At 52.1% G+C, this 16,226-nt stretch carries 8 protein-coding genes; 7 read left to right on the plus strand and 1 reads right to left on the minus strand.

From position 1 onward, the window contains the following. Nucleotides 1-24 precede the first annotated feature (24 nt). The 3 genes from HP399_RS05455 (at nucleotide 25) to HP399_RS05465 (ending at nucleotide 2,552) form a co-directional block, all read left to right on the plus strand. Entirely contained in the window at nucleotides 25-483 is a 459-nt protein-coding gene (locus tag HP399_RS05455) for a DUF420 domain-containing protein (RefSeq protein ID WP_173616690.1), read from the plus strand. A 96-nt stretch (nucleotides 484-579) separates the two neighbouring features. Then, nucleotides 580-1,515, plus strand: a complete 936-nt coding sequence (cyoE, locus tag HP399_RS05460; RefSeq protein ID WP_173616689.1) for a heme o synthase — start codon at nucleotides 580-582, stop codon at nucleotides 1,513-1,515. A gap of 122 nt (nucleotides 1,516-1,637) precedes the next feature. Beyond that, nucleotides 1,638-2,552 carry a COX15/CtaA family protein gene (locus HP399_RS05465; protein WP_173616688.1) on the plus strand — a complete coding sequence of 305 codons (915 nt, stop codon included), beginning with the start codon at nucleotides 1,638-1,640 and terminating at the stop codon, nucleotides 2,550-2,552. A 492-nt stretch (nucleotides 2,553-3,044) separates the two neighbouring features. Here HP399_RS05465 and HP399_RS05470 read toward each other — a convergent pair whose 3' ends face one another. Then, complete coding sequence (locus tag HP399_RS05470; protein WP_173616687.1) at nucleotides 3,045-3,794, minus strand: hypothetical protein; 750 nt, start codon at nucleotides 3,792-3,794, stop codon at nucleotides 3,045-3,047. A gap of 171 nt (nucleotides 3,795-3,965) precedes the next feature. On the opposite strand from HP399_RS05470, the gene HP399_RS05475 reads away from it, so the two are divergent. From HP399_RS05475 to addA, 4 genes are read left to right on the plus strand one after another with little or no spacing between them, the layout of a single operon-like run. Next, nucleotides 3,966-5,207, plus strand: a complete 1,242-nt coding sequence (locus HP399_RS05475; protein ID WP_173616686.1) for an exonuclease SbcCD subunit D — start codon at nucleotides 3,966-3,968, stop codon at nucleotides 5,205-5,207. Further along, nucleotides 5,204-8,854, plus strand: coding sequence for an AAA family ATPase (locus HP399_RS05480; protein ID WP_173616685.1), 3,651 nt, complete (start codon nucleotides 5,204-5,206; stop codon nucleotides 8,852-8,854). The genes HP399_RS05475 and HP399_RS05480 overlap by 4 nt, the downstream gene beginning before the upstream one ends. Before the next feature lie 15 nt (nucleotides 8,855-8,869). Next, nucleotides 8,870-12,367, plus strand: a complete 3,498-nt coding sequence (addB, locus tag HP399_RS05485; protein WP_173616684.1) for a helicase-exonuclease AddAB subunit AddB — start codon at nucleotides 8,870-8,872, stop codon at nucleotides 12,365-12,367. Beyond that, entirely contained in the window at nucleotides 12,336-16,163 is a 3,828-nt protein-coding gene (gene addA, locus HP399_RS05490; protein WP_173616683.1) for a helicase-exonuclease AddAB subunit AddA, read from the plus strand. The genes addB and addA overlap by 32 nt, the downstream gene beginning before the upstream one ends. The last annotated feature ends 63 nt before the right edge of the window (nucleotides 16,164-16,226 follow it).

Consider the following 16,226-nt stretch of genomic DNA (forward strand, 5'->3'; position numbering starts at 1 on the left):
ACGTTTGTAGAATGAGGTGAAAAAATGGGGCTCATATTGCCTACGGTAAGTACGGCTTTTATCGTCATTAGCGGAATTCTCGTTGCGATTGGCTGGTACGCCATTGCGAAAAAACAAGTAGAAAAGCATATGAAGATTATGAAATGGGCTGCGATCTGTGCCACGATCTTCTTTATCACGTATGTCTCCAGAACGGTGTTTATCGGAAACACGCATTTTGGCGGACCAGACAGCATTAAGCCAATCTATCAGACATTCTTGTTCTTCCACATCATCCTGGCAACAGTCGGTGGTGTGATGGGGCTGATTACACTCAGATACGCTTACAAGAAAAACTATGCTTCGCATCGTAAAATCGGTCCTTGGACGTCCATTGTGTGGTTTGTCACTTCGATTACAGGAGCTGCGGTTTATTTGTTGCTGTACTGGGTTTATCCAGGTGGCGAGACGTCTGGTGTGCTGGATGTAATTTTTGGTAAGTAATCGTTTTCGTAGTTTTTTGGGCATTGGATACAATGTAGTTAGTTTATCCAGACATGATTCGGATGTTCAGATAGAAGGAAACAGGAGGTACAAAACGTGGACCAGCAAATGACCGTGCAGGAATCGCTTGATGCCGATGCTTCTTTGCAGACACAGCCGGTAGGGCCAGCTACCTTTGGGGATTACGTACAACTAACGAAGCCTGGCATTACCCTGTCAAACTTGATGACCACTTTTGCTGCTTTATGGTTAGCGTCCTACGGTTATCCGAACTGGAAACTGGCTCTATTCACCATGCTGGGAACCGCTTTGGTCATTATGTCGGGTGCTGCTTTAAATAATTTCTACGACCGTGATCTGGACAAAAAAATGAAGCGGACGCAAAATCGTGCGGTAGCGACCGGAAGAATTTCTGCACGTAACGCGATCCTCTTAGGGATTGGCCTACTGTTGGCAGGGGTTACCGTTTTGGCTGTATATGCGAATCCCTTGGCGGCGGTTTGGGGATTAATCGGTCACATTTTTTACGTGCTGATTTACACGCCGCTGAAGCGAGTGACGACTCTCAATACGGTGATTGGCGGTATTTCAGGTGCAGCTCCTCCGGTGATTGGGTGGGTAGCGGTAACAGGCACCATGGACATGACGGCTTGGCTGTTGTTCCTGGTCTTGTTTTTGTGGCAGCCTCCCCATTTTTTGGCGCTGGCCATGCTGAAAACAGAAGAATACCGTGCAGGTAATCTGCCGATGCTACCGGTAGTAAAAGGCTTTGCCGAGACGAAGCGACAAATGGTGCTGTGGGGTTCGGTATTGTTCCCAGCTTCTTTGCTGCTGTTTGTCCATGCTAGCCTAGGCTATGTGTATTTGCTTGTCATGGGCGTGATGGGGATTGTGTATATGGTTCTGCTTTTACAAGGGTTCAAAACCAAGGATGATCTTGTTTGGGCACGTAAACTGTTTGGCTTTTCCATCCTTTATTTGACCGTATTTTGTGCAGCGATCGTCATTAGTACCATGGTCAACTATTATTGACACGAAACACTCACTAAATGTTCACGGAACATCCCTTGCTTAGCAGGGGATGTTTCATTATCGTAAGAGAGGACATAGAACGAGGTGTTGTTTGATCCTCACAAGAAACAGGGTGAATTACTATGGAAAAATGGCTAAAGCCGTTAGCTTTTCTCGCTACCTTGATCATGTTTATCGTGATGGTAGCCGGTTCGCTTGTTACAAAAACAGATTCAGCACTCGGCTGTGGAAATGACTGGCCGCTGTGCAACGGTAAATGGGTTCCAGAATATACGTTGGCATCCATTATTGAATATTCTCATCGCCTGATTACAGGTGTTGCCGGTATTGTTGTCGCGATTTTCTCTGTACTTTGCTGGCGCTATTACAAAGGCAACCAAGAAGTTCGCAATCTCGCTATTTTTGGTTTGTTTTTCATCGTAGTGGAGTCCATTCTCGGCGCTTCTGCCGTTATTTGGCCACAGTCCTCATCTGTTTTGGCTCTGCATTTCGGATTCTCTTTGCTTGCTTATTCAGGCGTATTCTTGTTGAGTGTGTTCGTTTATCAGCGAGAAAAAACGCAAAGCTTGGTGAAAACGACCGTCTCAAAAGGCTTCCGCAACTGGATGTGGTTCGTCGCTATTTATACGTACGCTGTCGTTTATCTCGGAGCGTATGTCAGACATACAGGTTCAAGTATGGCGTGCAGTGACTGGCCGCTGTGTCAGGGACAGGTCATCCCAGAGTTATACGGACAGACCGGTATTCATTTTGCCCACAGAATCGCTGCGTTGGTGTTGGGATTCTTGTTGTTGGGGACAATGATTTACTGCATACGTCATTTCAAGGAAAAACGGCGTGACTTGTACGGTGCAAGTATCCTGAGCTTTATTCTTTGCATCGCGCAGGTGTTCAGCGGCGGCTTCGTCATTATTTACAAGCTTCACCTGTACGCTACGCTGACTCACTCCATGATTATCACGATTTTGTTCGGGATCATCTGCTACATGTGCTTGCAGACGTTGAAGTCACCGACAAATGAAAAGCTGAGAAGATAAGAGGAAAAGCTGCGCTCCTGATTCGTGGAGGGCAGCTTTTTTATTATATAGCTGTAGTGGTGGGGAAGAAGCGCATTTCCAGTCAACGCTTCAGCCTACGCCCTGCAAGGGGGATTCACTGTCCGCTCCGAAATGAATGGCAGGAGCGCTTCAAACGTTGAAGTTTCGAGGAAGGATCTCATAAGTGAAGCTGAAATTCCCTGCCATTCATTTCTGCGCTGGGTAGGGCTCCAGAGGCGCTTGGACTGGAAATGCACTTCTTCCTACGCGACATTTTATTAAATATCTTGCGAGTAAATTCAAGAAGCTCCTGGTCATACTTTCACAATGATGTAAAAGCATCGGATCAGATACACAGCTGTTGGGAAGACCTGTCACATGTTCGGAAGGAGACCGCCCGAACGCAGAGAGGAAAAAGGCGACTGGAGAACATGTGGCAGGTCTTCGTCCCCACCTAAACCGATAGAGGACAGCGAATTACGAACCGTCAGGCTATTGCCCTGGCGGTTTTCCTGCATTCAAAGGAACAAAAACACCATTGTCCCAACGATACATTTGCAAAGTAGTCTCAGGCTTGCCCAGCAGTAGTTCACCTGTATCCGGGTTTAGCTCCTGCTTCGTTTGCCAGTGGTAGAGCAGTGGTTTTGCTTCGTCATCATGTACGATTTGATAACTGCCGACAGTTCGAAAAAGTTGACCACCCGGCACGGAAACGGTTTCCCGCAGCAGTCCTTCCCATGCTTTGACCAGACGACCTTTGTCCAAATACCACAGATTCGCCTCGTAGATCGATACGCCTGATCCGCCAGTATGCTGGACTGTTTCAAAAACCCGTTTTCCTGCGAGTAGACGCGGTTCATCTTCCGCGTTCTTATCAATCGAGGGGGAATTCACTTCACGTGTATAGTCCCAATGCTCCAATTGCAGGCGCGGTGGATTCCATTCCTCTTCCGCGATGAGGGCATACGTACGACCTGGCCTTTGATCCAAAATGTAAAAGTTACCGATATGTACGCCACCGTTATGCTTGGCGACAATTTCTGGTTCCGGGTCATCATCGAGATTGACGAGTTGAAAATCAAAGTTGTCGGTAACAATGGGAGCTTTGGCTTGCTTGTTAATCCATTCCATCACTTGTGATGTGGTAGGCTCCTTGGAGGCAAGGGGCACAGAGGCAGCTTGGACGAGATAAGGGGCGGCAAGTACTGCTGTTAAGCTGATTAGCAGGCGGGAAGTACGCAACGGTAACGAGCTCCTTTCCGGGATGAAATCGGGGATGACGATCTGTTCAGTTGGAAGACGAGCGGTCAGGAGCAAAAGTTACGGGGAAGTGGAGTAAATTTCAACCGCGAACAGCGCTGTCTTTTGTTACAATGAAAAGCAAACACATGATCGTGGAGAGTGATAGGAGTTATGCGGATATTACATACAGCCGACTGGCATTTCGGGCGGCAGCTGGAAGGGCGGGACCGCCGGACTGAGCAAGCAGCATTTGTGGACGAGCTTTGTCACATAGCTGATGAGCGGGAAGTAGATTTGGTACTCATTGCTGGGGATGTGTATGATTCGGTCAATCCGCCTGCTTGGGCGGAAGAGCTTTTTTATGATGCATTGGAGCGCTTGTCTTCGGAAGGCAGGCGAGGTGTTGTCGTGATCGCGGGGAACCATGACCAGCCTGAGCGGGTGCGAGCAGCAGCGCCGCTTGCCACAAAGCACGGGATCGTTTTGTTGGGCTTGCCGAAGGAAGCACCATTACTGACACAGGAGTCATCTTCTGATCGCGTGCAAATTGTGCAGGGAGGCCCTTCTTGGCTGGAAATGAAGATTCCCGGCTGCGCTGCGAATGCAGTAATTTTGGCCTTGCCTTATCCTTCTGAATCGCGATTAAAGGAGCTATTAAGCGAAAGCTTTACCCTGGAGCAGATGCAGCTTGCTTTTTCCGAGCGCATTGCACAATTGCTTGCTGATCTGTCTGTTCATTTTCGCGAGGATACGGTTAACCTGGTCACGAGTCACTTGTTTGTCATGGGCGGTAAGGAAACGGATTCCGAGCGACCGATTCAAATTGGGGGAGCGTTGACTGTATCGCCGCAGGCTTTTCCGAAGAACGCTGATTATGTGGCACTCGGGCATCTCCATCGACTGCAAAAGCTCAGTGACAAGCCGTTGGTGCGTTACAGTGGCTCACCGATTTCGTACAGCTTTTCTGAAGCGGGTCAGAGCAAGGCAGTCGTACTGGTCGAGGTGGAGCCAGGGCAAGAAGTGCGTGAGGAGATCATTTATTTGACGAGCGCACGGCCATTGGCACGGTGGAAAGCAACGGAGGGAATCGAGCAAGTCGAGCGCTGGTTGGCAGAGGGACGCGATGCAGGGGCGTGGATTGACTTGGAGCTGCATGTATCTGGCGTGATCGACCCAGCAGAATTTCAGCGTGTCCGCAAGCTTTCGGATGATTTCTTGAAAATACAGCGTGTTGTCGTGAGGGAAGAGCGTGAGGAGGAAGAGGAACAGCGGGTCGAGCTGACAGAGCTGACGTCCGATCAATTGTTCAAGCGCTTCTATGAACGGAGACGGGGAGCAGAGCCGGATGAGCAGCTGGTGGCCTTGTTCCAGCGTCTATTGGCAGAAACCGGAGGAGAGGGGGAAGAAGAGTGAGACCGATACGATTGAAGCTGGCAGGGATGCACAGCTATCGAGAAATGCAAGAGGTCGATTTCGAAATGCTATGTCAGGCGGGATTGTTTGGGATATTCGGCCCGACTGGAAGCGGGAAATCGACGATCTTGGACGCGATCACCCTAGCGTTGTACGGGCAGGTCGTCCGGCTGGGCGGGGGTAACCACCCGAAAGAAGTGCTAAACCAGCTGGAGCAGCGCGTTTTCGTTTCCTTTACCTTTGAGCTGGGGACTGGCGAAGAGCGCAAGCAATATACAGTGGAACGAGAATTTGGTCTGGATAAAAAGGGGAACAAGCGACAGCCGGAAGTGAGGCTGATTCAGTCGGGAGCCTTGACCGGAGAGCCGGATGTCGTATTGGAGTCCAAAGCCACGTCCGCGACAGCCGCGATTGAGGCACTGATTGGTCTCACTTTGCAGGACTTTACCCGGGCGGTCGTTTTGCCACAGGGTCAATTTTCCCGCTTCTTGACGCTGAAGGGCAGTGAGCGCAATGAGATGCTGCAACGGATGTTCCGCCTACATATTTATGGGGAAAAGCTGAGTGAGCGCGTACGGCATGCTTTGGAGCAGGTCAAGGAACAGATGCATCGTTTGCAACTGGCGAGTGCAGCTCTGGGTGACGCAGGTCCAGAAGCCTTGGAGCTGGCGAGACAAACGTGGGAGGAAGCTGCGCAAAAAGAGCAGGAATTCACCCAGCAAAAACAGGAGCTGGCCGGGAAGCTTAAAGAGCTGGAACAGCTTAACCAGTGGCATCAGGAGCTAATGCAAGTCCAGGCGCAACTACAGCAGCAGGAAGCAAATGAAGCGGAAATGGCATCCCTAACCGCGAAGATTCGTGAATGGGAGTCGAGTATTCGACTGTGGCCATTAGTCCAGCAATATGAGCGCTTGGATCAGGAATGGCATGCGACCGGTGCGGCATTGGAACGCAGCCGCGAACAGCAGGAGAGTGCTCGTTTGGCCGTAGATGAGGCAGAGCAAGCGTATCAGAAGGTCCATGCCGAGTTGGCTGAACAGGAGCCGTTACTGATTCAGCAAAAGGGTAGGCTGGTACAGGCGCAGGAGTGGGAAGAGGAGCTAAAGGCGATCCGGGAAGAATGGACAGGTCTTGAGCGAGAGTGGAATGAAGTGTCAGTCGCCTTGACTAACACAGAACAACAGCTGGAAAAGGATGAAGCCGACTTAAAAAACTGGGAGCTTGCGTGGGCGGATCTGCAAGAACAGATGAAGCAGGTCACCATCTCTCCTGAATGGCGTGCACAAATAGCAGCAGCCAGAGAAGCGAAGCAGCAGTGGGAGCGGGACCATGCCAAGGTACGTGAGCTGGAAAAAGAACAACTCGCAGTACAGGAGCACATTCAGGCGGCAACCCATACTGCCGATGAGCACAAGCGCAGCTGGGAAGCGTGTGCGAATCGCTTGGCACAAAAAAGAGAAGAGCTGGCAGCACCAGCTGACTCGGCTTTGATGAGCGAAGCAGAATGGGAGAAAGCAAGAAATGTTCTGGCAGACATGAAGCAGGTAGGTCGCCAGTGGCGGGAAGTATTGCAGGCTTTCTCATCCTGGCAGGAGAAGTCTCAACACATCGTCCAGGAGCGCAAGCAACTGGATGAGCGTAATCAAGAGCTGACTCGGGCAGTAGAGGCAAGCGAAGCACTTGTGAAGAGTCAGCTGGCCCAACGAGATGAGCTGCGCCAGGAATGGGAACGCTGGCAGCAGGAAAACATGGCGCGATTTTTGCGCGAACGTTTAGAGGAAGGCAAGGAGTGTCCGGTATGTGGTTCCGAACACCACCCACACGGCCACCAGAACGATACAAAAGCGTCTGAAGCGGGAACGGAGGGTGATGCCCTGCGTGCCCGAATCAAAGCTTCAGAAGAGGCTTTGCGTGCGGCTGAACAAGAAGCAGGCAAGACCAAGGAAGCTTGGTTGGCAGCAAAGGGAGCGATTGCTGCTTTTGATGAGCGCCTAGCAAGCGTAAAGGCTGAACAGGAACAGCTGGAAGCGCGCTTGGAAGCGATAAAGGCAGAGTGTCGCGGCTACGAACAGCCTTGGATCGTGGATTCTTTTGAAGAGCTTCTCGCTGTCTATCAGCGCGAGGAAAAAGAACTGATCGCCAAGCAAGCGGAAAGAGAGCGACTTAAAGCAGAGCGTGAGCAATTGCAGCAGCAGTTGGAGGTCTTGCGTGAGGAAGAAGCGGAAAAGAAACGCTTGATGGAGCGGAGCACGCTGTTGCTCGAGCAGGCACAGAAGGCAATCGATGAGAATAAAGCGCGTATGGACGCTGCTTTCACGCAAGAAAAGCACTCCAGAGAAGAGCTGGACGAGAAGCGTAATGAGCTTCCCATCGAGGAAATCGAACAGCGGTACGAGGAAATCGGAAGATCAGATCGCCGTTTGGCTGAACTGCAGCAGGTACGATCAGAGAAAGAAACACTGCGTGGAAAGCTGACGATGCAGGTAGAAGCCGCCAAGTCGCGTAAGGTAGAGGGCAAATCACGGGAAGCGGCTCTGAAGGAAAAGCTTGAAGATAGAAAGCGCATGTGGGAACAAAAGCATGCCCAATGGCTGGAGCGCACAGGAGGACTTACTGCGCAGGAGTGTTTGATGCGGGTAGAGGATTCTCTCCTCGGTTTGCGTCAGGCAGTCACGCTGGCAGAGACAAAGCGCAAAGAAACAGCCGAAGCGCGGGAAACGGTGCAAAACAATCTGGTCAAGTATTCGGAGACACTAGCCATCCTCACACGGCAACGCACGGAAGCTCACGAGACCTTGTACAAGGGCTTGCAGGAAACAGGTCTCGGTACTGTTGAGTATGTACGGGAGCGGTACGCAGAGCGCGAGCAATTGCCAAAGGCACAGGAACAAGTCGAGGCTTACACGCGAATCGCAGGGCAGCTTCGTTACGAGGAAGAAAGGCTGAAGCAAGCAGTAGCAGGCCGTTCGTTTACACAGGAAGAGCTCACCACCGCAAAAGAGGCGTGGGATCAATGGGAGCAAGCCTTCCAGGAGGCGCAAAAGCAAGTCGCTGTCGCTAAAGAGCACGTGGATCGCATGGAAAAAAATCATGACAAATGGCAAGAGCTTCATAAAGAGATGGTACAGCAGCAGGATGAGCAGAGCCGCTTGGAAGAGTTGAAAAAGTTGTTCGAAGCCAAGGCGTTTGTCCAGTTCATTGCGGAGGAAAAACTGGTAACAATCGCAAGAGACGCTTCCTATCACCTAAAGCGGATGACCGCCAACCGTTACGGGCTGGAGATCGGGGACGAGGGCGAATTTGTTTTGCGGGATGAGGGAGCTGGAGGAATGCGCCGTCCAGTAAGCACATTGTCTGGTGGGGAAACATTCCTGACCTCCTTGTCGCTGGCTCTTGCCCTGTCGATGGAGATTCAAATGCGTGGCGGGCGCCTGGAGTTTTTCTTCTTGGACGAAGGCTTTGGGACACTCGATCCGGAGCTTTTAGAAGTCGTTATGGATGCGCTTGAGCGACTGCGCATGGACGATTTCACCATCGGGGTCATTAGCCACGTCCCGGAAATACGTGTGCGCATGCCGCGTCGTCTGGTCGTGACACCTGCAGAACCGATGGGAAAAGGAAGCATGCTGCATCTGGAAATGGAGTAGGGAAGGGGAAAAATCATGGCAGTCCAATTTATACTGGGACGGGCAGGAACGGGGAAGACAGAATCGATTCATCGGCAGATGCAAGCCCGGCTGCGGGAAAAGCCGTTGGGTTCGCCTATGATTCTGCTCGTGCCGGAACAGGCCAGCTTTCAGGAAGAGTATGCGCTCGCTACACTGCCAGAGCTAGGCGGTGTGATGGGGACACAAGTGCTCAGCTTCGGTCGATTGGCTCACAGGCTCATGCAGGAGCTGGGCGATCTGACTACCGTGCCTGTTGACGATCTGGGTAAGCATATGGTTTTGCGTATGCTTTTGGAGAGACACAAAGAAGAGCTGAACGTATTCGGGCGCTCGGCGACACAGCCTGGGTTTGCTTCTCAGCTCGGTCGCTTGATTAGCGAGTGCAAATCGTACGGGGTATCCTTCTCCCATTCCGAGAATCTGGAGTGGGGAGGAGCCAATCTCAATCAAAAAATACATGACCTTCGCTTGATTATGAATGCGTACGAGGCTTACTTGTCAGAGGGGTATTGTGATGCGGACGACATCCTGAACCGAGTGGCCACGATGGTGCGTGATTCCCTGTACATCAAGCAGGCTGAAATATTTATCGATGGCTTTACCGGGTTTACGAATCAAGAGCTGCGCTTGATCGAGCAGTTGATGCAGCACGCCAAGCAGGTGACGATTGCGCTGACGCTTGACCCGAATGAACGTGACGCCTCTGTGGATGAACTGGGGTTGTTCCACCCTACGCTACGAACGTACCAAGCCTTGACACTGATGGCGCATGAATCGGGTGTATCAATCGCCAAGCCACTTTTATTGACCGAGGCACAGCGATTCAAGAGCAGTCCGTGGCTGCGTCAAGTCGAACAAATGTATTTCCAATGGGGAGACCCGCCGCTCCCGGATCAGTCTGGACGAGCGGACGAAGTGACGATGCTCTCAGCAGTGAACAGGCGGGCAGAGGTAGAGGCTGTGGCGCTGAAGCTCCTGACTCTGTCGAGAGAAGAAGGGTATCGCTGGAAGGACATGGCGATTTTGCTTCGGGAAATTGGGACGTACGCTGATGAGATTTCGGCTGTGTTTACCGAATACGGCATCCCGCACTTCTTGGACCAGAAGCGCTCCGTCATGCACCATCCCTTGGTAGAGCTGGTGCGCTCGGCATTGGAGGTCATTGTTACAAGGTGGCGATACGACGCTGTATTCCGCTGCTTGAAAACAGACCTGCTCCTGCTGGATATTACCGATGAGCATACAGCCCGGAAGGAAATCGACCGACTCGAAAACTACGTGCTGGCTCATGGTGTCTTTGGCTATCAATGGGCAGAAGAGTCCGCGTGGCATTTCCGTGGGCAAGCTGGTGCTGAGGAAGACGCGAAAATCGATGAGTTGAGACGCAAATACGCAGCGCCGCTCCTGTCCTTTGAAAAAGAGATGAAGCAAGCAACGGGCAAAAATGTACAGGAAATGACCCTTGCTCTGTACAACTTTCTGATCGCGCTGGATGTGCCTAACAGGCTGGAGCATTGGCAGCGAAAGGCAGAAAATGACGGTGATCTCGATGCGGCACAGGTGCACGGACAAGTATGGACGGGATTGATCGAGCTGATGGATCAGGTCGTGGAGGTCATGGGCGACGAGAGCATGGACCTGGCGACATTTGCCCGTGTGCTCGACAGCGGTCTGGAGACGATTGAATTGGGACTCGTTCCCCCGGCACTGGATCAGGTGCTGATCGGGGCCATGGAGCGCTCCCGTCAACCGGATGTCAAAGCTCTGTTTTTGCTTGGCGTAAACGAGGGCATTATTCCGTTGCGTCCAAAAGAAGAAGGGATTCTGGATGAGGCGGAACGTGAGCGCCTGGCTGAAATGGGCATGTCTCTGGCACCGAGTGCGAAGCAACGGTTGATGGCAGAGCCTTACCTGCTGTACCAGGCGATGACGAGACCATCGGAGAGGCTGATCCTGAGCTGTGCGTTGGCGGATGAAGAGGGCAAGGCACTGCTGCCCTCCTCCGTGTTTACCCGCATCCGGGAAGTGCTGCCGGATATCCCGCATCAGGTGTTTTACAACGAACCGACGGGGCAGCACGAGATAGATGCATTCCTGCTGGGACATCCGAGACGTGTGTTCCGCCATCTTTTGACGCTATTGCGATCTATGAAGAAAACGGGTGAGCTGCCAGACTTCTGGTGGGAGGTATACGACTGGTATATTCGCGCTTCTCCCGATGTCAAACGGGAGCAGTGGCTGTTGTCCGGCTTGCGCTACTTTAATCGGCCGCAGGAGCTGGACTTGGAAACAAGCACGACCTTGTACGGCAAACAACTAAAAATGAGCGTGTCACGTCTGGAGCGGTTCCAGTCATGTCCGTTCTCGCATTTCTCTTCCCACGGTCTCAGATTGGCGGAGAGAACGATGTACAAGCTGGAGCGTTTCGATGTGGGGGAGCTGTTCCACGCTTCACTCAAGCGAGCCGTTGAAAAAATGAACGAAGACAATCTGGAGTGGAGCAAGCTGACGGAAGACAATAGCATGCAGCTTGCAAACGTGGTTGTAGAAGAACTGGTTCCAGCGACTCGCAGCAGCATTTTGACGCGGACAGCCCGGTATCGTTATTTGTCCGGCAAGCTGAAGCGAGCTGTTGGCCGCGCGATTTATGTCCTTGGGGAGCATGCGAAGCGCAGCCGTTTTGCACCAGTAGGGCTGGAGGTTTCGTTTGGGCCGAATTCAGATTTGCCGGGATTGGCTTTAACGCTTGAAAATGGCGTGGAGCTTCAGCTAATCGGACGGATTGACCGCGTTGACCAATCACTGGATAGTGAGGTCCCGTATTTGCGTGTGATTGACTACAAGTCGAGTCCCAAGCAGCTGTCTCTTTCCGATGTTTGGAATGGCCTGAACTTGCAACTGCTCGTCTATCTGGATGTCGTCGTGGCAAATGCCGAGGAATGGCTAGGGAAAAAGGCCGAAATGGGAGGCGTTTTCTACTATCAGGTAGCCGATCCTTTTGTGACGGCAAAACGCTTGCTAACGGCTGACGAAGCGGCAAAGGAGCGGGCAAAGCGCTTGCGTATGAAAGGCTTGATGCTCGCAGACCCAGAGCTGGCACGAATGATGGATGGCTATGTAGAGCAAGGTGCGTCAGAGCTGGTGCCATTTGAAATCAAAAAGGACGGAACGCTTTCGTCGCGATCATCTGTGGCAACAACCGAGCAGTTCCAAGCCTTGACCTCCTATGTTCGCGATACCGTGAAGCAAATCAGTACGCGCATGACCAACGGGGAAATCCAGATCGAACCGTACACAAATGGGACGATGACCGCTTGCGATTACTGTTCGTACAAGCCAGTATGCAAGTTCGATGGAGATGCAGGCGGGAATGAGCACCGACAGCTTGCCAAGTGGAACAACAAGCAAATATGGAGCATGCTGGCAGAGCAGCAGATGGCAGGAGAAGGAGGAATGACCGATGGCGGATCAGCAATTGCAGGCCAAGCCTGAGCAATGGACGGACGAGCAATGGCAAGCGATTATCCAGCGCGGGAATAATCTCCTGGTGGCAGCGGCGGCAGGCTCTGGGAAAACCTCAGTCCTGGTTGAGCGGATTATCCGACGTATCATGGACGAGAAGGACCCGGTTGGAGTCGATCAGCTGTTGGTGGTGACCTTTACCAATGCGGCAGCCGCTGAGATGCGTCACCGGATTGGCGATGCCTTGCGAAAGGCATTGAAAGATGACCCGCACTCTTCCCACCTGCGTCGACAACTGGCACTGCTCCAGCGGGCGACGATTACGACACTTCACTCGTTTTGCTTGGGAATTTTGCGCCAGTATTACTATCTGATTGAACTCGATCCTGATTTTCGCATTGCCGATCAGATGGAAGGGGAGCTTTTGCGGCAGGATGTCTTGGAGGAACAGCTGGAGAGCTGGTATGAGAATGACGTGGATTTTCATGCATTAGCTGATGTGATGCTGGATGGTCAGGACGATCATGCTCTTACCATACTACTACTCCGGCTCTATGAGTTTTCGCGCAGTCATCCAGCACCAGAACAATGGCTCGGGGAAGCGGCTGGAAAGTTTGTGGTTCATAATAAAAACGGTCTGGACGGGCTGGAGTGGACCAGAAGCGTGCTGCGTTCTATGGAGCTGGCACTCGGTGGAATGACGGCTAAGATGCGCAGGTCAGTTCTATTGGCAGGCTCCCCGGAAGGGCCTGCTGGCTATTTGCCTTTGCTTGAGGCGGAAGCAGCTGCCCTGCAGCGTGCCGGAGCGGCTTGCAGAGATGGCTGGGAAGCGACTGTTGAAGCGGTTCGAGGTGTTGTATTTGCCAAGCTGCCTCCAGTGAAAGGCACAGATCCGCTCGTGAAGGAACAGGTGCAAGACCTGCGAAACAGCGTGAAAAAGGAACTGGCAGAGCAAATCGAGCAATACTTTTCTACGAGAGCCGAGCAGTACGTAGCAGATTTGCAGCGGATTGCTCCTCACATGCAGACATTGGCTAGGCTGGTGACAGCATTTTCGGATGCATTTCAATTGGAGAAGCGCTCGCGTGGCTTAGTCGACTTTGGCGACTTGGAGCATCTTGCATTGCGCGTTCTAACCGAAACGAATGAGTACGGGGAGACTGTTCCTTCTTCTATCTCCACTCAATTGCGCGAACAGTTCGCGGAGGTGCTGGTAGACGAATATCAGGATATCAACCTCGTGCAGGAGACAATCTTGCAAATGGTTTCCCGAGACGGAGCGAATGGTCAGCCAGCGAATCGCTTTATGGTGGGAGATGTGAAGCAGAGTATTTATCGGTTCCGCTTGGCAGAACCGAAGCTGTTTCTCGAAAAATATGTGACCTATCAAAAAGATGGTGATGCTGACGAAGCGTGCATCGGTCGGCGTATCGATCTGGCGGCGAACTTCCGCAGTAGAAGGGAAGTCGTAGATGCCGTTAACTTTTTGTTTCGTCAGATCATGTCTCACGGGGTAGGTGAGATTGGTTATGATCCATCGGCGGAGCTGATCAACCGTGCGTCTTATCCTGAAGCACAGCCGAACCGTTTGCAGGCAGAGATGCATCTGATCGACCGGAATACAGCGATAGCGGAAGAAGATCAGGCGGTAGTTGCAGAGGCGACAGATGAGGGCGAAACAGGTATTCCCGAGGGAGAGTCCGTAGAGGAAGCGAGTGTAGCACAGCTGGAAGCACGTTTAATCGCCAGCCGTATTCGCCGCTGGATGGAGCCAGGCGAGGGAGAAGAACCACTGCTCGTTTTCGATAAAAAGGCTGGAGGAATGCGCCCGCTGGCCTATCGAGATATCGTTATTTTACTTCGTGCGACCTCAGGCTGGGGGCAGACGATGCAAGAGGAGCTGCACGATGCAGGAATTCCTGTGTATGCGGAGCAGACTGCGGGTTATTTCGCGGCGACTGAGGTAGAAACGATGCTCTCCTTGCTGCGTGTCATTGATAACCCGCTCCAAGACATTCCATTAGCAGCTGTATTGCGGTCTCCTATCGTCGGTTTGCGGGAGGAGCAACTTGCTCAAATCCGCATTCATTACACGACAGGGCCGTTTCACCAAGCCGTACTCCAATATGCAGAGGAACGCCCGGCCCAAGAGCCGTGGGAGAAAAGGCTGCGACAGTTTTTTGTCCGATTGGAACTATGGCGGACAGAGGCTCGCAGAGGTGCTTTAGCGGAGCTGCTGACGATGCTGTACCGGGAGACGGGCTATCTCGATTATGTGGCGGCTTTGGAAAACGGTCAGCAGCGACAGGCCAACTTGCGTGCGCTCTATGATCGTGCGAGACAATACGAAGCTGGCTCCTATCGTGGTTTGTTCCGCTTTTTGCGCTTTGTCGACCGTCTGCAAGAAGCAGGCAATGATATGGGCGAAGCACGAACCATCGGAGAAAATGAGGATGTCGTACGCATCATGACGATCCACAAAAGTAAGGGGCTGGAGTTCCCAGTTGTTTTTGTGGCGGGTATGGGCAAGCAGTTTAATACGATGGATTTGAAAAGCCAGTTTTTGCTGCATAAAGATCTGGGCTTTGGCCCGATGGCTGTTGAGCCCTCCATGCAGCTGCGCTATCCGAGTCTGGCTGCGCTAGGCATCCGGCAAAAGCTGCGCCGGGATATGCTGGCAGAGGAAATGCGTGTGCTTTATGTGGCTTTGACGCGTGCACGCGAGAAGCTCATTCTTGTCGGTTCATCCAAGGATCTCGCAAAAAGTGCGATGGACTGGGGCAGACAGGATGACAGCGAGCGGCTTAGTGACGAAGACTTGATTCAGGCAAAGGGATACCTGGACTGGGTAGGGCGTGCGATACTGCGACATCCTGGTGCAGGATTGCTGCGGGCATATCCAGAGCAACAAGGCTCAGGTGAAGTCGTAAGAGTCAGAAGTGTGCCGGATGATTCGGTTTGGTCGTTTCACTTCTATCAGGTCGATGAGCTCCGTGCCCAAGGAGAGTCAACCAACGACGAGGTGTCACTGTGGGAGCGCATGACCAGACGAGAGGCGATCGAGGAACGACCGTCTGATGACACTTTGCGAGAGATTGTCGACAAGAGATTAGGGTGGCAGGACCCACATCCAATTGCGCCACGCGTAGCTGCGAAATGGAGTGTCAGCGAACTAAAGCGACATGCCAAAGTTAGCAAAGACGGACAGCCACTCACACTGCCGTCGATTACGGAAAAGCCAAAGTTTTTGTCTGAGCAAAAATCCAATCGACTGACAGCAGCTGAAAAAGGGACAATCACGCACTTAGTGTTCCAGCATCTCGATTTGAAGCGTCCGCTGGATGAAGCGGATATTCGGGAGCAGGTGACAGCACTCGCCGCTCACCGCTTTTTGACTGACGAGCAGGTACAGGCAGTAGATGTTCCCCAGATCGCCAGATTCTTCGCTGATCCTTTGGGGCAGCGAATGAAGTCGGCGGCGGTCGTGCATCGTGAACTGCCATTTACCCTCGTGCTTCCTGCTTATGAAGTAGAAGCGGAGTTAGGTGAAGAGAGCGACGAACAGGTTGTCGTCCAAGGAGTCATTGATTGCCTGTTGGAGGAGCAGGATGGAAGCCTCGTCCTGATCGATTTCAAGACAGATTGGATGGCAAAAGAGGCGACTGCTGTAGCCATCGAAGAGATGAAGAGAAGATACGAAGGCCAGATCAGGCTATACGTCCGGGCGATCAAACAGATCATCAAGCCAAAAGGGAACGTGTCTAGTTATCTTTATTTACTCTCAGGTGGATTCTCTCTTTCGTTTTCGGATGAAATCATAGATTAGTATGTTGGACCGTCAGGGTAATAGATCTGGCGGTCTTTTTGTTTATTAGAGCTGCTGTGGTGG

This window comes from Brevibacillus sp. DP1.3A, from assembly GCF_013284245.2.
Lineage (GTDB): Bacteria > Bacillota > Bacilli > Brevibacillales > Brevibacillaceae > Brevibacillus.

Excerpts from the sequence above, each read along its gene's own strand:
- HP399_RS05455 (WP_173616690.1), top strand. The coding sequence starts at position 25 with ATGGGGCTCATATTGCCTACGGTAAGTACGGCTTTTATCGTCATTAGC.
- HP399_RS05465 (WP_173616688.1), top strand. The coding sequence starts at position 1,638 with ATGGAAAAATGGCTAAAGCCGTTAGCTTTTCTCGCTACCTTGATCATG.
- HP399_RS05475 (WP_173616686.1), top strand. The coding sequence starts at position 3,966 with ATGCGGATATTACATACAGCCGACTGGCATTTCGGGCGGCAGCTGGAA.
- addB (WP_173616684.1), top strand. The coding sequence starts at position 8,870 with ATGGCAGTCCAATTTATACTGGGACGGGCAGGAACGGGGAAGACAGAA.
- addA (WP_173616683.1), top strand. The coding sequence starts at position 12,336 with ATGGCGGATCAGCAATTGCAGGCCAAGCCTGAGCAATGGACGGACGAG.